At 38.7% G+C, this 15997-nt stretch carries 17 protein-coding genes; 11 read left to right on the top strand and 6 right to left on the bottom strand.

What is annotated here, in order from left to right:
• Positions 1 to 289: 289 nt before the first annotated feature.
• The 6 genes from AC0IWE_RS08265 to AC0IWE_RS08240 all read left to right on the top strand — a co-directional run bounded on the left by AC0IWE_RS08265 (position 290) and on the right by AC0IWE_RS08240 (position 8949).
• Complete coding sequence (locus AC0IWE_RS08265) at positions 290 to 3523, top strand: SusC/RagA family TonB-linked outer membrane protein (protein WP_471792677.1); 3234 nt, start codon at positions 290 to 292, stop codon at positions 3521 to 3523.
• A 23-nt stretch (positions 3524 to 3546) separates the two neighbouring features.
• Positions 3547 to 5550: a RagB/SusD family nutrient uptake outer membrane protein gene (locus AC0IWE_RS08260; protein ID WP_471792676.1), complete on the top strand. Its 2004-nt coding sequence runs from the start codon at positions 3547 to 3549 to the stop codon at positions 5548 to 5550.
• Positions 5551 to 5576: 26 nt separating this feature from the next.
• Positions 5577 to 6338, top strand: a complete 762-nt coding sequence (locus tag AC0IWE_RS08255; protein ID WP_471792675.1) for a DUF4959 domain-containing protein — start codon at positions 5577 to 5579, stop codon at positions 6336 to 6338.
• Positions 6325 to 6777 carry a DUF5000 domain-containing lipoprotein gene (locus AC0IWE_RS08250; RefSeq protein ID WP_471792674.1) on the top strand — a complete coding sequence of 151 codons (453 nt, stop codon included), beginning with the start codon at positions 6325 to 6327 and terminating at the stop codon, positions 6775 to 6777. The genes AC0IWE_RS08255 and AC0IWE_RS08250 overlap by 14 nt, the downstream gene beginning before the upstream one ends.
• A gap of 26 nt (positions 6778 to 6803) precedes the next feature.
• The gene (locus AC0IWE_RS08245; protein WP_471792673.1) at positions 6804 to 7991 is read left to right on the top strand and encodes a DUF4998 domain-containing protein; all 1188 of its coding nucleotides are present in this window, start codon (positions 6804 to 6806) and stop codon (positions 7989 to 7991) included.
• A gap of 103 nt (positions 7992 to 8094) precedes the next feature.
• Positions 8095 to 8949, top strand: a complete 855-nt coding sequence (locus AC0IWE_RS08240; protein ID WP_471792672.1) for a glycoside hydrolase family 16 protein — start codon at positions 8095 to 8097, stop codon at positions 8947 to 8949.
• Between the two features lie 500 nt (positions 8950 to 9449).
• Here AC0IWE_RS08240 and AC0IWE_RS08235 read toward each other — a convergent pair whose 3' ends face one another.
• Positions 9450 to 9977, bottom strand: a complete 528-nt coding sequence (locus tag AC0IWE_RS08235; RefSeq protein ID WP_471792671.1) for an OmpA family protein — start codon at positions 9975 to 9977, stop codon at positions 9450 to 9452.
• Positions 9978 to 10211: 234 nt separating this feature from the next.
• Here AC0IWE_RS08235 and AC0IWE_RS08230 point away from each other — a divergent pair, with 234 nt between their 5' ends.
• A complete protein-coding gene (locus AC0IWE_RS08230; RefSeq protein ID WP_471792670.1) occupies positions 10212 to 10982 on the top strand; it encodes an SDR family NAD(P)-dependent oxidoreductase in 771 nt (256 codons plus the stop codon).
• Between the two features lie 6 nt (positions 10983 to 10988).
• Here AC0IWE_RS08230 and AC0IWE_RS08225 read toward each other — a convergent pair whose 3' ends face one another.
• The 5 genes from AC0IWE_RS08225 to AC0IWE_RS08205 all read right to left on the bottom strand — a co-directional run bounded on the left by AC0IWE_RS08225 (position 10989) and on the right by AC0IWE_RS08205 (position 13584).
• Positions 10989 to 11906 (bottom strand): glycoside hydrolase family 15 protein, encoded by a 918-nt coding sequence (locus AC0IWE_RS08225; RefSeq protein WP_471792669.1) that lies wholly within the window; start codon positions 11904 to 11906, stop codon positions 10989 to 10991.
• A gap of 16 nt (positions 11907 to 11922) precedes the next feature.
• Positions 11923 to 12084: a glycoside hydrolase family 15 protein gene (locus AC0IWE_RS08220; RefSeq protein WP_471792668.1), complete on the bottom strand. Its 162-nt coding sequence runs from the start codon at positions 12082 to 12084 to the stop codon at positions 11923 to 11925.
• Positions 12085 to 12184: 100 nt separating this feature from the next.
• Entirely contained in the window at positions 12185 to 12511 is a 327-nt protein-coding gene (locus AC0IWE_RS08215; RefSeq protein ID WP_471792667.1) for a hypothetical protein, read from the bottom strand.
• Positions 12512 to 12555: 44 nt separating this feature from the next.
• Positions 12556 to 12801 (bottom strand): trehalase-like domain-containing protein, encoded by a 246-nt coding sequence (locus tag AC0IWE_RS08210; protein ID WP_471792666.1) that lies wholly within the window; start codon positions 12799 to 12801, stop codon positions 12556 to 12558.
• A 156-nt stretch (positions 12802 to 12957) separates the two neighbouring features.
• Entirely contained in the window at positions 12958 to 13584 is a 627-nt protein-coding gene (locus AC0IWE_RS08205) for an NUDIX hydrolase (protein WP_471792665.1), read from the bottom strand.
• Positions 13585 to 13747: 163 nt separating this feature from the next.
• Between AC0IWE_RS08205 and AC0IWE_RS08200 the strand changes: the two genes are divergently transcribed.
• From AC0IWE_RS08200 to AC0IWE_RS08185, 4 genes are read left to right on the top strand one after another with little or no spacing between them, the layout of a single operon-like run.
• Positions 13748 to 13897 carry a hypothetical protein gene (locus AC0IWE_RS08200; protein ID WP_471792664.1) on the top strand — a complete coding sequence of 50 codons (150 nt, stop codon included), beginning with the start codon at positions 13748 to 13750 and terminating at the stop codon, positions 13895 to 13897.
• Entirely contained in the window at positions 13860 to 14219 is a 360-nt protein-coding gene (galT, locus tag AC0IWE_RS08195; protein ID WP_471792663.1) for a galactose-1-phosphate uridylyltransferase, read from the top strand. Before AC0IWE_RS08200 ends, galT (AC0IWE_RS08195) begins: the two co-directional genes overlap by 38 nt.
• Positions 14220 to 14229: 10 nt before the next feature.
• The gene (gene galT / locus AC0IWE_RS08190; RefSeq protein WP_471792662.1) at positions 14230 to 14811 is read left to right on the top strand and encodes a galactose-1-phosphate uridylyltransferase; all 582 of its coding nucleotides are present in this window, start codon (positions 14230 to 14232) and stop codon (positions 14809 to 14811) included.
• Positions 14812 to 14824: 13 nt separating this feature from the next.
• On the top strand, positions 14825 to 15976 hold the full coding sequence (locus AC0IWE_RS08185; RefSeq protein ID WP_055905456.1) for a galactokinase: 1152 nt from the start codon (positions 14825 to 14827) through the stop codon (positions 15974 to 15976).
• The last annotated feature ends 21 nt before the right edge of the window (positions 15977 to 15997 follow it).

Genomic DNA, 15997 nt, shown 5'->3' with positions numbered 1-15997 from the left:
AATGATGAATAGCCCGGTCGTTCTTGTCTACCCTCAAACCTAACTCACTACAAACTCAGAAATCTATCTTTATGAAGAAATTTAAAACAAACCATCCCTATCATTAAGGCACAGTTTTAAACTGCAATTACTGCTGTAAAACAATTACATCAAAAGCATTGGGCTAAATTCCCACAAAGCATTACCGATTGAATATTCGACCGGATTGGCTTCCTATTGCCTAACTGAAGCTTAAGGAATCTAATTAATGCGCTGATTAATAATAAACTAACCAATTTAAACCAATTTTATGAAGAAAAAATTACCGAAGAAGGTCCCGCGCCAAAAGCAGGGTATTGCTTTAAAATCGATCTTAAAACTGTTGTTCTTTTTATTTACCACCGTTTCGTGCGTTACTGCATCAGCACAAAACGATGTAACCGTAAAAGGATTAGTTAAAGATACTTTAGGCGGCTTGCCAGGAGTAAATGTAAAGGTTTCTGGTACCAACAGGGGAGTATCAACAGATGAATTTGGCCGTTATTCGATTAAATTACCACGAACTGGTAAACTGTTATTTTCATTAGTTGGTTACAAAGCTAAAAATGTAGCCATAGCCAATTATGATAAAAATGCCGAAGGTGTTTATGTAGTTAATGTAACGCTTTTATCAGATGATAATTCTTTGGATGAAGTTGCTGTTGTAGGCTTTCGTACCCAGAAAAAAACAAGTGTCATCAGTTCTATTACGGCCATTAATCCTAAGGAGCTTAAAGGCCCAACCAGTAACTTAACTACGATGATGGCCGGCAGGGTTGCCGGGATGATTGCGTACCAGAGAAGTGGCGAACCTGGTGCTGATAATGCACAGTTTTTTATTCGCGGCCTGGGCACTTTTGGTGCTGGTAAGCAAGATCCATTAATTCTTATTGATGGAATAGAGTCAAGCCAAAATGATATGGCGCGCCTGCAACCAGATGATATTTCATCGTTTAACGTACTTAAAGATGCTACAGCTTCGGCAGTGTATGGTGCAAGAGGTGCAAATGGCGTTGTACTCATTCTCACAAAATCTGGCGTAGCCGGACAAACCAAATTTGGTTTTAGGGCAGAATCATCATTATCCTCAAACACCAAAAACTTCCAGTTTGCAGATAATGTAACCTATATGAAATTGGCCAACGAAGCCGCTTTAACGCGCAACAGGTTAGCCATTTTGCCATATCTGCAAACCAAAATCGATGCTACTGCCGCAGGAGAAAATGAATTGCTTTATCCCAACAACAACTGGATAGAACAGCTGATAAAAGATTATACCATTAACCAGCGTTATAACCTTAATATTTCTGGCGGTGGTACAAAAGCAAGCTACTATATCGCGGGTACTTATAACATCGATAATGGAGTATTAAAAGTTGCCGATTTAAATAATTTTAACAGCAACATTAAGTTAAAAAATTACTCAGTACGTTCCAACGTCAACATCAACCTAACCAATACTACAGAAGCAATTATACGTGTTTATGGTCAGTTTGATGATTATACCGGACCTGTAGGGGGTGGTGGTGCTACCTTTAACAGGGCAATTTGGTCTAATCCGGTTATGTTTCCGGCTGTTTATCCCGCCAGCTTATCACCTTTCAGCAATCACCCGCTATTTGGCAATGCCATTTCTCCACGCGGAGGCCTTTATATGAATCCTTATGCCGAAATGGTGAAAGGTTATCAAGATAAAAACTCCTCAACCTTACAAACTCAGATCGAAATTAAGCAGGATTTAAAATTCATTACACCGGGTTTAACCGCAAGGATGATGACTTATGCCAGGAGGTACTCGTATTTCGATATTTCGCGTGCTTACAATCCATTTTATTATTCCGCTACCGAGCAACCGGATAAATCTATCAGCCTAAGCTTAATTAATGGTGGTGGTGCGCTTTCCATTGGCAATGTTGGTACCGAATATTTAGGTTATTCGGAAGGCACTAAAGACCTTAACTCCACCTTTTATGCCGAATTTTCTGCAAACTATAACCGTACTTTTAAAGAGAAACATGCTGTAGGCGCAATGCTCATTACCACAATGAGAAATTACCTGGCGGCCAATCCCGGCAGTCTTCAGCTTTCGCTTCCATCACGCAACCAGGGTGTATCAGGAAGGGCTACCTATGGATACGATAATCGTTATCTGGCCGAGTTTAACTTTGGTTATAATGGTTCAGAACGATTTGCAGAGAACAACCGCTTCGGTTTCTTCCCATCATTTGGTTTAGGGTATGTTGTTTCGAACGAAAAATATTTTAAGCCACTTACAAAAGTGATTAACAGTTTAAAGTTAAGGGCAACTTATGGCTTGGTTGGTAATGATCAGATTGGTAATGCTGCTGATCGTTTTTTCTACCTATCGGAAGTAAACATGAATAATGGAACCTTTGGAGCAAGTTTTGGTGAGGATGGCTTGTACTACCGTGATGGGATTTCGATTTCGCGGTATTCTAACCCATTAATTACCTGGGAAAGATCCAAGCAAACAAATATTGGTTTGGATATGACCTTGTTTAACAGCTTAAACTTAACCTTTGATATATACAAGAACGAACGTTCGAATATTTTAACGGATAGAACCTTTATTCCAAGTACAATGGGCTTACAGGCCGCAGTAAGGGCAAATACTAACAAAGCAGAAAGTAAAGGAGTAGATTTTTCTGCGAGTTACAACAAATCATTTAGCAACAGTATGTTTCTTCAGTTAAGGGGTAATTTTACTTACGCTACCAATAAAATTTTAATCTATGATGAGCCATCATTCAAAGCAAATGAAGCTTACCGTTACCACATCGGTTTACCCACTACACAAGCATTTGGTTACATAGCCGAACGTTTATTTGTTGATGATGCCGAAGCCAAAAATTCACCGGTGCAATTTGCAGGCGTACCTGGGTTAGATTATGGTGGCGGAGACATTAAGTACCGCGATGTAAATGGAGATGGTATAATCAGTGATGTGGATCAGGTACCCATAGGTTTACCTACAAGTCCGGAAATTATTTATGGCTTTGGTGGCACCTTTGGATTTAAAGGTTTTGATATCTCTGCATTCTTACAAGGTTCTGCCCGGTCATCATTTTTTATCAATCCGGGCAACATTTCTCCATTTGTGCTCAATAACGAAAGTGGAAACCCAAATGTAACGCAAAACGGCTTATTGGATGTAATTGCAAATAGCCATTGGTCTGAACAGAATAGAGATAGTTATGCTTTCTGGCCACGTTTGAGTCCTAATTTTGTGAACAATAATACCCGCACCTCAACCTGGTGGATGCGCAACGGCGCATTTTTAAGGCTAAAAAGTGTAGAACTTGGTTACAACTTACAAACTAAGCTTCAAAAAAGACTTGGCCTCAACAGTGCCCGGATTTATGCCAATGCCACTAACCTTTGGGCTTTAAGTGCATTTAAACTTTGGGATCCTGAAATGGGCGGAAATGGTTTGGGCTATCCTGTTCAAACAGTATATAATTTAGGTTTAAATGTTTCATTCTAACGATTGAACTTAAAAAAGAAAATATGAAAATCAATAATATATTATTTAGAAAATATATGGCAAAGCTTAGTGTAGCAAAACTTATGCTAACCATGCTCTTTATCATTTTATCCACAAGTTCTTGTAAAAAGTATCTGGATATTGTGCCTGATAACGTGGCAACCATCGATAATGCCTTTACCTTAAGAAATGAGGCCGAAAAATACCTGTTTACCTGTTATTCATATCTTCCAAAAGATGGGGAGCCGTTATTGAATGCGGGTTTTATGGCAGGAGACGAAATTTGGACCTCATTAGATGAAAGGGAATTTATTTCTTATGGCTGGAGAATGGCCAGGGGAAGCCAGGGTGCAGAAAACCCATTTCTTGATGCCTGGAACGGCCGTTACCAGGGTGGTGGCAATGTTTTTAATTATACTGATAACCCCGATGGCAATTATGGATTGTTTAAAGCCATTAGAAATTGTAATATCTTTTTAGAAAACGTACAGGATGGAAGCAAAATACCAGATTTACGCCTGGATGAAAGGCAGCGCTGGATAGCAGAGGTGAAATTTTTAAAGGCCTATTATAATTTTTATCTCCTGAGGATGTATGGCCCAATTCCGATTATTGATGCCAATTTGGGGATTAGTGCTACCGAAGAAGATGTGCGGGTTAAAAGAATGCCTTTTGATGAATGTGTAAATTACGTGGCCGGATTACTGGATCAGGCTATCCCCAATCTGCCTCAGATCATTACTGATAAAAGTACTGAATTAGGACGCATCACCAAACCGATCGCCCTTGCAATTAAAGCCAAACTTTTACTCATGGCAGCAAGCCCGCTCTTTAATGGAAATACAGATTATAGCAATTTTAGGGATAAAGACGGTGTTGTACTTTTTAATACCACTTACGATGCCGGAAAGTGGAAAAGAGCAGCTGATGCTGCCAAAGCAGCAATTGATGGTGCAGAAGCTGCGGGATTTAAATTGTACCAGTTTCCGGGTACTACGTTTAAACTATCAGATACCACACTAAGACAGCTGACTATAAAAGGTGCCGTAACAGAGCGTTTTAATGTGAATTTAGAACATGTTTGGGCAAATCCGAATTCCCGTACTTTCAATATGCAAAGAGCGGCTATGCCACGTTTGGCTGCAACTGTGGTTGTAGGTAGTGCCAGGCAACAGTTGGCACCACCCTTAAAAATTGCTGAAATGTTTTACAGCAAAAACGGGGTGCCGATTAATGAAGATAAAACGCTCGATTTTACAAATAAATATACTTTACGTACTGCTGTTAAAAGCGAGCGGTTTTATGTTAAAGAGGGCTACACCACTGCAAGAATTAATTTCGACAGAGAGCCAAGGTTTTATGCTGATTTAGGTTTCGACGGAGGTATCTGGTACAAATACGATAGTCCAACAAATTCTGATGAAGGAACTTTTGTTTTAGAAGGCAAATCTAATCAGGTAGCCGGTGCCAATAACTTCGGCTGGTATAATGAAACAGGTTATTTTATAAAGAAACTGGTAGACTGGAATATGATTAATGGTACAAACGGTGCGAGTTACCGCGATTATCCATGGCCACAGGTAAGAATGGCAGATTTGTATTTAATGTATGCCGAAGCTTTGAATGAAAGTTTATCAAGCCCATCTGCTGATGTTTACGAATACCTTAACCGGATTAGAACCAGGGCAGGGCTGCAAACGGTGCAAACCTCATGGTCAAATTTTTCAAATAATCCTGCCAAGTACACTTCAAAGGATGGTTTACGTGAAATTATTCAACAGGAACGGCTTATTGAAATGGCATTTGAAGGGAGCCGCTATTGGGACATTAAACGCTGGAAACGTGCTGCTGAAATGTTCAATCAGTCGATTACTGGTTGGAGTGTTTACCAGCCAACAGCATCAGAATATTACCGCGTTAGAACCATTTTTAACCAAAACTTTGTTGCACCACGCGATTATTTATGGCCTTTAAGAACATACGATTTAACTGTTAACCCTAAACTGGTACAAAACCCAGGCTGGTAGTTTTAATTTTTATAAAAATATTCAAAATGAAAAAGATCAATAAAAGCCTGATGGTATTGCTGTTTGGTTTAACAGTAGCGTTTTCGAGCTGCAAGGAAGATGTACTTTCTCCATTAGAAAACAATACAACGCCTCCCGGAAAAATTTCAAACATATCGGTTACTAATGGACCAGGTAATGCATCCATAACGTTTAGTTTGCCAACTGATAAAGATTTGTTATATGTTAAGGCTGTATATTACCTGGCAAATGGGCAGGAAATGGAGGTAAAAACTTCTTATTATGGCAATACACTTCTGGTAGAAGGTTTTGGTGATACCAAAGAGCATGAAGTGAAAGTTTATAGTGTAAACAGAAGTGAAACTGCTTCGGAACCAATTATTGTTAAAGTTAAGCCACTCGAAAATCCGATATGGGGTGTTTACAGGAGCCTTAAGGCTGTAGCAGATTTTGGGGGCCTAAATTTTAAAGGCAGTAACCCCTCAAAGGCAGATCTGGCAATCGAAGTACTGGTTTTCTCAAAAGGAAAGTACGTACCAACATCAAAAAATATCTATACGGCAGCTATCGATATCGATCAATCTATCAGAGGGTTGGATACCTTAAGTCAGAAATTTGCCATTACCATTAGAGATCGCTGGTTAAATTACAGTGATACCCTTTTTACAACCTTAAAGCCCCTTTATGAAACCGTGTTATCTAAATCTACCTATAAAGAAGTTATTCTACCGTATCGATACACCACAAGAATATTCAAATACCGGAGTATCAAAAATGTGGGATGGTAACATTATTGACTGGCCTAGTGTATGTTTAACCAAAACTACTGTATTAACGCCACAGTGGGTAACTTTCGATCTTGGTAAAACTGCAACCTTAAGCCGCATTGTGGTATGGAATTATCCTGAATACCTAAATGCTGGGCGTACGTACTATTATGGTGGCAATTTAAAGGATTTTGAAATCTGGGGAACCGATAATCCTCCTGCTGATGGGAGTTACAATAATTGGGTATTGTTGGGTAAATATACTTCACAAAAACCCTCTAAAAGTGCTTATGGTGTGCAAACCAGCGAAGATTATGCATTTGCCAATGCAGGTATCAGTTACAATTTTGCTGTTGGCCTTAAAAAAGTTAGGTATATCAGGATTAAATCCATCAACAATTGGCAAGGTACTTCTTTTATGAGTATATCAGAAGTTCAGCTTTACGGAGATCCAAGATAAGGGCAATTATTTAAAAGAATTTTAAGATGAACAATCGAACAATAAATTTACAATCCATAAAACTGGCTTTTATGGTAATTTTGGCAGGGGTCTATTTTTCCTGTACAAAATCTGATGATTACAAAAAGTTTACTGAGCAAGGTGAAATTTCTTACACTGGTAAACTAGATTCCGTTAAAATAATGTCTGGTAGTAACCGTGTATATATCCGCGGCTTGTTTCTATCCGATCCTAAAGTAACGCAATGTAAAATTTTCTGGAATAACAGGGCCGATTCTGTCATTATCCCAGTTAAAAAGAAGTATGCAATAGATACCTTGAAATATTTTGTTGAAAATGTAAAAGAAGGTGTTCAAAATTTTGAAATTTATACTTACGATGGCATTGGCAATAAATCAATTCCTGTATATAAAACAGGAAGATCTTACGGGGCCAGGTATCAGGCTTCGTTATTTAATCGGCCAATAGAATCTGCATTTACCGATGCGAGTGGCGCAACTAAAATTTCATGGCAAGGGATGGATCGGTTAACAGGCGTATTTGCCACAGAGGTAGAATATACCAATCTGAATAACGTGCTGAAAAAAATCAGAACAAAGATTGACGAAACCACAACAGCTATTGCCGATATTAAACCCGGAACAAATTTGAGATACCGGACGCTGTTTTTACCAGATACAGTTTCGATTGATACTTTTTCTACAGCTTTCCAAACCCAAAGGGTAGGTGCGGACATTACCGCAACCTACTTTAAAAATAAAGGCAATCCCTTTTTGGCTGCTGCAAGTGGTGGAAGGTGGAGAAATATTGCCGATTGGATAGTTACACCTAACATTAAAAATCATGGTGGTTTAGGTGGTTGGTGTGCTGATTCTGGAGGCTGTTTGGCCATGGAAATGGGATGGGATGGTACCGCTAAAATTACCAATGGTAAAATTTTTCAAACCTTTACGTTACCTGCAGGGAGTTATAGTTTCGAAATTACCATGGCTAAAAATGAAGCACTTGATCCCGTTTATATTGTAGCTGCGGCCGGTAATACTTTACCGGATGTTGCCGACATTGCTACTTCACTGGGATATACCAATTTTGCCAATAATAAGTTTCAATTTACATTAACACAATCAACAATGGTTTCGCTGGGTTTTCTGGCTACCATGACTACAGGAAATCAATTTTGGATTGTGAAAGAAGTTACACTAAAATCTCTTTAACCTACCTTATAATCCATTGCCAATTCTCTGGGATATTCACAATGAATCCCAGAGAATATTTTATTTAAGATTAACTTTAAATTAGCAAATCAAAAAAAATGATATGCAACGCAAATTTCGATTTCCTTTTATATGTTTTATTCTACTAATCCAATCCTGTGCGCTAAAAAAAGCTCAAAATTTTTCTAACGCTTACTCCACCGAAGGTTACAAACTCGTTTGGAGTGATGAGTTTGAAAAAGATGGAAAACCCAACCCTGCCAATTGGGATTATGAGAAAGGTTTTGTGCGCAACGAAGAGTTACAATGGTATCAACCAGAAAATGCTTTTTGCAAGGGCGGTAAACTGATTATCGAAGCCCGAAAAGAAAAAAAACCTAATCCATTGTATGTTGAAGGAAGTAACGATTGGCGTAAAAAACCAAAAAACATCCAGTATACTTCTGCCTGTATCATTACCAAAGGTTTGCAAAGCTGGCAATATGGCCGGTTCGAAATGAGGGGGAAGATTGATATTTCTGATGGCCTTTGGCCTGCATTTTGGACGCTGGGAGTGAAAGGCCACTGGCCTGCCAATGGAGAAATTGATATTATGGAATATTACAAAGGTAAATTACTGGCCAATATTGCAAGCTTGGGTGCCAATAAGAAAGCAAAATGGTATAGCAATACCAAGCCAGTTAGCGAACTCGGTGGTAAAAAATGGGCTGCAGCATTTCATACATGGCGTATGGATTGGGATAGTGAAGCAATCAGCCTTTTTGTAGATGGAATGCTTTTGAACAAAACTTTGTTAAGCGACCTAAAAAACGACGACGGATCAGATTTTAATCCCTTTAAACAACCCCATTATATATTATTTGATTTGGCAATGGGTGGTATGAACGGTGGCCCGTTGAACGATAACAAATTTCCCAATCGTATGGAAGTAGATTACGTTAGGGTGTACCAAAAATAAATATTGTTTAATATGTTACCCTTAGCGTAATGGAAGGGCTTATAACTTAAAGACCTCGCAGGTTTTTAAAACCTGCGAGGTCTAAATAAAATTACTTCTAATACTTGTATCGTCATTGCTGCAAGGCTTTTTCAGCCGACGAAGCAATCTTACAACGATTGCTACTCAAACGTGCTTAGATGTTTCGTATTTCGCAATACCGATTATTCTACTGTAGTCTATTACCTGAGCGTAGTGTAAAGGCTTATAACTTAAAGACCTCGCAGGTTTTTAAAACCTGCGAGGTCTAAATAAAATTACTTCTAATACTTGTATCGTCATTGCTGTAAGGCTTTTTCAGCCGACGAAGCAATCCTTAAAACGATCGCTACTCATCAAGCTTTAAGATGTTTCGTATTTCGCAATACCGATCCATCTACTCATCTTTTACCCTAAATGTAGTGGAAGGGTTTATAACTAAAGACCTCGCAGGTTTTAAAAACCTGCGAGGTCTAAATAAATTACTTCTGAACTTTAATTTCTGTTCTTCTGTTCACCATTCGGCCTTCCTCACTGTCGTTTGAGCTGATTGGTTCTTTTTCTCCATGCCCAACAACAGTAAAATTGCTGCCATTTAAACCTGCGTTAATAAAATACGATTTTACTGCATTTGCACGGTCTATAGAAAGTTGCATATTGTGATCAGGTGTACCTTCAGCAGAGGAGTGCCCATTAAGAATAAATTTGGTGGTTGGCGATTTTTTCATTTCAGCAACGGCCTTATCTAAAATAGCGAATGAAGAAGTTTTAAGTACAAAGGAATTAAATTCGAACTGAATATTATCTAAATTAAAGTTTGGTTTTTCCTCAGGAGCCGGAGCTTCTTCTTTTTCAGGAGCCGGAGCTGGTTTTTTCTCTTCAACCGGTGGTGCTGGCTTTGCAACAGGCGCAGCCGGTTTTGCTGCCAGTTTTTTTGTTTTACAAGAATACATGGTGAGTGTAAACAATGCAATAAGCGTGGTAAATAAAAGGTTTTTGGTAATGTTCATGTTTTAAAATTAATTTAAGTTTATTGTGCGTTTGTTGCCCAAACATACTAATAAATGATTACAGCTATAACGATCTTTTTTTGCAGAACTTATATTTTTACATTTTAACCTTAAAAAATGAAGTCTGTTTTTCGCATTGTTTTCACTTAATTTATATTCAGTCCGGACTTTTTTTAATACAATTTCTTCAAACATATTCCTTGAAATTTACTTTATCTATTATAATATTCTGATATGAACCGATTTGAAAACAAAGTAGCTTTAATTACTGGAAGTAGCCAGGGCATTGGTGCAGCATGTGCCTTAAGATTGGCTAAAGATGGCTGTGATATTATTTTAAACGGCCATAAATTTGATGAAAGAGGAGAAAAACTTATTGCTGAAATTGAAGGGATGGGAAGAAAAGCAGCCTTTTTGGTAGCCGATTTAAGTAAAGCAAAAGAAGCCATTAAACTCGTTACCGACGCTGTTGATACATTTGGCCGTTTAGATATTTTGGTAAATAATGCCGGCGTAGAAAAAAATGCAAACTTTTGGGAAGTAACAGAAGAAGATTATGACCTGGTAATGGACACCAATTTAAAAGGGGTTTTCTTCGGAGTCCAGTCGTTTGTAAATTATTGTAGAAAAAATAAAGTGGAAGGAGCGGTAATTAACATGAGTTCCGTTCATGAAGAGATTGTATTTCCACATTTTGCAGCCTATTGTGCCAGTAAAGGCGGTTTAAGAATGCTAACCAGAAATTTGGCCACAGAATTAGCTCCTTTTAACATTAGGATTAATAATGTAGCACCTGGCGCGGTATCAACACCAATTAACCAGGATTTACTCGAAGACAAAGCGCAATTGGAAAAAGTGCTTCAAAATATTCCATTAAGAAGAATGGGAAAGGTAGAAGATGTAGCTGGTGTAGTGGCTTTTCTCGCTTCTGATGATGCCGCCTACGTAACCGGATCTACCTATTTTGTTGATGGTGGTTTAACCTACCATTACGAAGAGCAGTAAATAAACTTAACTGGTTTCACGATTAAGCTGTTTATTTAGTTCAACGGCAGCACTGATTAATGCCAGGTGCGTAAAAGCCTGCGGAAAATTACCCAGGTGTTCACCTTTACGGCCAAGTTCTTCACTAAACAATAAAAGATGGTTGGAATAACTGATCATCTTTTCAAAATTTTCTACTGCACGTTCCAGTTCTCCACTTTTGGCCAATGCCTCAATAAACCAAAACGAACACATGTTAAAAGTGCCTTCTTCGCCTTCCAAGCCATCAATTTTAGTCATTCCGTTTATATAGCGGTAAACCAGAACATCAAGCACCAGTTCTTCATCAATCTTTTTCATGGTCGAAAGCCACCGTGGTTCAAGGGGAGATATAAAATGTGTCAAAGGCATCAGTAATGCGCTTGCATCAACATGTTCTGCGCCTTTATATTGTACCCAGGCACCGAGTTTTTCATTCCAGAAATTGTGGTAAATATCTTTGTAAATTTCGCTGCGGATGCTGTGCCATTCATTTTCAGGGTAGGGGAATGATCGGTTTTCTGCAATTTTTATAGCCCTATCCATGGCCACCCAGCACATTAAACGCGTATGTAAAAATTCTTTTTTATCGTTCCTGATTTCCCAGATACCATGATCGGGTTTTTTCCACTGTTTAATTACACATTCCACCTGTTTTTCTATCAATGTCCAAAATTCATAAGTAATCGGTTTGTGCGATTTGTTATAAATATAAACCGTATCAATCAATTCGCCATAAATATCTATCTGCAACTGTTGAGCAGCTTCGTTGCCAATGCGTACTGGTTTAGAATTCTGGTAACCTTCAAGTTGGTCCAGCTCAACTTCCCTAATTTTTGGATTGCCATCAATTTGATATACCAATTGTAAATCTATTTTGTGGCATAAATTAAATATCCATTCCATAAAGGCCGTAGCTTCATCAAAAAAGCCAAGCCTTTAAAAACGCATACATGGTAAACGCAGCATCCCTGATCCATGTAAAACGGTAGTCCCAGTTGCGGTTGCCGCCAATGGTTTCCGGTAAACCGAAAGTTGGTGCAGCCACTACAGATCCAAATTCAGCAGATGTTAATAATTTCAATGTTATAGCCGATCTTCTGATAATTTCATCATAGCGGCCTTTATAAGTAGTTTGATTAATCCAGCTTCTCCAGTAATCAATTGTCTTGCGGTAACCGTGCTCAGTATAATGGTTTAATTGAGACGTCTGCCTTTTCCGCCTCAATAATTTCCATAACAATATGAACCGTTTTCGATTCCTGAAGGGTAAATTCAGCGTAACCACTTCCTTTTTTGATGTGTAAAGGCACATCCGCTTTCAATTTGATGGTCAGTTTTTCTGCTTCAGAAAAAAATACAAGTTCATTGTTTTCATGCTTGGTACTGTGCTCACTTTCGGTATAACCAAAACTCGGCACACAAAATACTTTGAAAGTAATATCGCCCCTAACTGATTTTATTTGTCGCACTATTGCACTCGGAAAATCAGTTTCTTTCGAAAGTGGCATATAATCGGTAAGTTCGGCAATGCCTTGCTCAGCAAAAAAGCGCGTTAATAAAACCGCTGTCCGGGCAGGTAAAGCTGTTTGCTGGTGTAATTTTCCAATTGTGGCTCCACAGAAAAATAACCTCCTTTTTTCGAATCCAGCATGGTGGCAAAAACAGTGGGCGAATCGAACCTGGGTGCGCACAAAAAATCTATTGAGCCTTGTAGCGAAACTAACGCAACAGTTTTCAGGTTGCCGATAACACCATAGTTTTCTATCGGCTGGAATGTTCTTTTCTCGTGGTTGGCCATATTAAAGTATATCCTACCAAAGGAATGAAACCGTGGTTTTGTTTTACCTATTATAGCACCAGAAGCGCTGAAGATACAGCATATGGCTAACTCTTTAAATTGGGCATTAAGTTTAAAAAGGCCTGGGCATTAGCAGCATATTTCTTTTTATCCAGTTTAAAATAAAAAGCACCTTTTTAGATCCTGTTTATCTTTTTCTGCCAACTTAATCAATAAACCCGTTGAAGTAATTTTACGGCTGAAGTTGCGCGTATCTATTTTAGTATCGTTAACCTCCTCAAAAAGAATGTGCAATTGCGGAATGGTAAACTTTTTAGGCAGCATTTCGAACAGAATAGGATGGAGCGCAGCCTTATACCTTAGTTTTGTTCGCGCATCGGCAACCATTTGGTTATGGTCGAATATGAGTTTAGGCCGTTCGTTAATCAAAAACCATTCCGCCTCATAATCATCATTTAACTGCGCCTCATATTTATGGATGTCGATTAAAGCAAAATAACCTACAGAAAGTGTACGCTCTATAGGATCGCGGGTGGGCTCGCCATAAATTTGCATCTGCTCCAAGTAAACGCCTTCTAAACCAGTCATTTTTTTGAGTACCCTGTTCGCTGCATCATCCGGACTTTCATCTGCACCAACAAAACCGCCCATTAAACTCCATTTGTTTATTTCGGGCTCTAAACCACGTTTAACCAACAGAATTTTAAGGTGTTCGCCATCAAATCCAAATACAATGCAATCAACAGCAACAAGATAATGCGGCTGCCTGGAATATTCAATCATTTTTTGTCAGAGGTTTTAAAGGGCTTAATATGTTCAAATTTTTACGAATATAAAAATTAATATTAATTGTCGTTTTGACAATTAATATTAATTTTATAATTTGGCGGCTTAGATGGGTTAAGCTAAGTGGCTTTCTTTTTTCTAACCAATTGAAAAATATAAAATGAACCAAACATTCGAACTCGATAGTAACCCGCATACCAGGTTAAATATATTAACTGGCGAAAGGGTATTAGTATCTCCACACCGCACTAAAAGACCATGGCAGGGTAAGGTTGAAGACATTACGCCTGATAACCGCCCAGAATACTGATCCTAAATGTTATTTATGCCCGGGCAATGGCAGGGCAGATGGCGATAGCAATCCTGATTATACTGAAAGCTTTGTTTTTAACAATGATTTTGCTGCCCTGCTCGAAGATACTCCCGAAGGCAGGATGAATGAAGATGATTTGTTGGTAGCCACTAACCAGCGCGGCCTTTGCAGGGTAATCAGCTTTAGCCCTAAACATAACTTAACGCTCCCAGAAATGAGTGTAGAGGCGATAACTGCCGTGGTAAATGTTTGGCAGAATGAATTTAATAGCCTGGCAGAACATGAATGGATAAAATACATTCAGATTTTTCGAAAATAAAGGCGAAATAATGGGTTGCAGTAATCCTCATCCACATGGCCAGATTTGGTCGCAGAGTGATATCCCTTTAGAAATTGCCAAAGAAACTGAGCGTCAGAAAACTTATTACGCCATCCATAGGAGGAGTTTGCTGGCCGACTATTTAAAGCTGGAGCAAAAGAAAAATGAGCGCATTATATTCGAAAATGATCATTTTGCAGTATTGGTGCCTTTTTGGGCAGTTTGGCCATACGAAACCATGATTATCAGTAAACGTCACGTTAACAGCATTAAGCTTTTCACTGCTGACGAAAAGAAATCACTGGCCGAAGCAATTAAAATATTAACAACCAAATACGACAACCTTTTCGAAACCTCTTTCCCTTACTCGGCAGGTATGCACCAGGCACCTGTAAATAACGGTTATTACCCCGAATGGCACTGGCACATGCATTTTTATCCACCATTATTACGCTCGGCATCTGTTAAAAAATTTATGGTAGGTTATGAAATGCTGGCTAATCCACAGCGTGATATCACCCCCGAGTTTGCCGCCAACCGTTTAAAAGAAATGTCTACAATCCACTATAAAATCAGCAAGGCTGAAGACTAAAATTTATTAAATAATGAATGCACAACATTTAAAAAGTACATTTAAAAAGCTTTTCAATGCCGAACCGATTTTGGTACGTTCGCCGGGAAGGATCAATATTATCGGTGAGCATACTGATTACAATGGCGGTTTTGTGATGCCGGCTGCGATTGATAAAGCCATTTATGTAGCCATATCTAAAAGAGAAGATGATGAAATCCATTTATTTTCAGAAAGTTACCAGGAATTTGATATTTCATCTGTAAAAAACCTGAAAAAATCCGAAAATAGCTGGGCCAATTATATCTTAGGGGTTGCCGATCAATTAAAAGAAAGAGGTTACCAGTTGGGTGGCTTTAACTATTACATTGATGGAGATGTGCCGCTGGGAGCAGGTTTATCCTCATCTGCTGCTGTAGAGTGTGCTACAGGATTTGCACTCGATCAGCTTTTTTCGCTTAACGTTCCGAAAATGGACATTGCTTTAATTGCACAAAAGGCAGAACAAACCTTTGCAGGCGTAAACTGTGGCATTATGGATCAGTTTGCATCTGTATTTGGCAAAAAAGATCAGGCGATTATGCTCGATTGCAGATCGATGAAACACATTTACATTCCACTAAAATTAGATGGATATAAGCTTCTGCTCTTAAATACCAATGTAAAACATGCGCTTGCAGATTCTGCATACAATAAAAGAAGAGCACAATGCGAGCAGGGGGTGGCCTGGGTTAGGGAGCAATACCCAAATGTAAATACCTTAAGGGATGTTGATTTGAGCATGCTGGAAACACTTGTAAAACCAAAAGATTTAGAAGTGTATACCAAATGCAGTTTCGTGGTTAAAGAAATCGGCCGTTTGCTTACCGCTGCAGAACAGCTCGAAAACGGTAATTTAAAAGGTTTGGGTAACCTGATGTTCGAAACACATGAAGGTTTAAGCAAAGATTATGAAGTAAGCTGCAAAGAATTGGATTTTCTGGTAGAGGCTGTTAAACCGCTCGACTATGTATTGGGTGCCAGGATGATGGGCGGCGGCTTTGGTGGTTGTACCATTAATATTGTTAAAGAAGAAAAAATTGACGAGCTTACGGAAGAACTAGCCGCTAAATATTTGTTGCAGTTTGGTTTAAAGCTTGATGCTTATACCGTACAAACCGATAATGGAACCAGTTTATACAATTAAATATAAAATTACTCAAGGTAT

The sequence above is a fragment of the Pedobacter sp. AC402 genome (assembly GCF_979252805.1).
Note: the sequence above shows the minus strand (reverse complement) of the source record. Positions and strands in the feature narration are given on the sequence as shown.

Excerpts from the sequence above, each read along its gene's own strand:
- AC0IWE_RS08265 (WP_471792677.1), top strand. The coding sequence starts at position 290 with ATGAAGAAAAAATTACCGAAGAAGGTCCCGCGCCAAAAGCAGGGTATT.
- AC0IWE_RS08250 (WP_471792674.1), top strand. The coding sequence starts at position 6,325 with ATGTGGGATGGTAACATTATTGACTGGCCTAGTGTATGTTTAACCAAA.
- galT (WP_471792662.1), top strand. The coding sequence starts at position 14,230 with ATGGGTTGCAGTAATCCTCATCCACATGGCCAGATTTGGTCGCAGAGT.
- AC0IWE_RS08210 (WP_471792666.1), bottom strand. The coding sequence starts at position 12,801 with ATGGCCAACCACGAGAAAAGAACATTCCAGCCGATAGAAAACTATGGT.
- AC0IWE_RS08260 (WP_471792676.1), top strand. The coding sequence starts at position 3,547 with ATGAAAATCAATAATATATTATTTAGAAAATATATGGCAAAGCTTAGT.
- AC0IWE_RS08215 (WP_471792667.1), bottom strand. The coding sequence starts at position 12,511 with ATGCCACTTTCGAAAGAAACTGATTTTCCGAGTGCAATAGTGCGACAA.
- AC0IWE_RS08225 (WP_471792669.1), bottom strand. The coding sequence starts at position 11,906 with ATGGAATGGATATTTAATTTATGCCACAAAATAGATTTACAATTGGTA.
- AC0IWE_RS08235 (WP_471792671.1), bottom strand. The coding sequence starts at position 9,977 with ATGAACATTACCAAAAACCTTTTATTTACCACGCTTATTGCATTGTTT.
- AC0IWE_RS08185 (WP_055905456.1), top strand. The coding sequence starts at position 14,825 with ATGAATGCACAACATTTAAAAAGTACATTTAAAAAGCTTTTCAATGCC.
- AC0IWE_RS08205 (WP_471792665.1), bottom strand. The coding sequence starts at position 13,584 with ATGATTGAATATTCCAGGCAGCCGCATTATCTTGTTGCTGTTGATTGC.
- AC0IWE_RS08230 (WP_471792670.1), top strand. The coding sequence starts at position 10,212 with ATGAACCGATTTGAAAACAAAGTAGCTTTAATTACTGGAAGTAGCCAG.
- AC0IWE_RS08240 (WP_471792672.1), top strand. The coding sequence starts at position 8,095 with ATGCAACGCAAATTTCGATTTCCTTTTATATGTTTTATTCTACTAATC.
- AC0IWE_RS08255 (WP_471792675.1), top strand. The coding sequence starts at position 5,577 with ATGAAAAAGATCAATAAAAGCCTGATGGTATTGCTGTTTGGTTTAACA.
- AC0IWE_RS08245 (WP_471792673.1), top strand. The coding sequence starts at position 6,804 with ATGAACAATCGAACAATAAATTTACAATCCATAAAACTGGCTTTTATG.
- AC0IWE_RS08200 (WP_471792664.1), top strand. The coding sequence starts at position 13,748 with ATGAACCAAACATTCGAACTCGATAGTAACCCGCATACCAGGTTAAAT.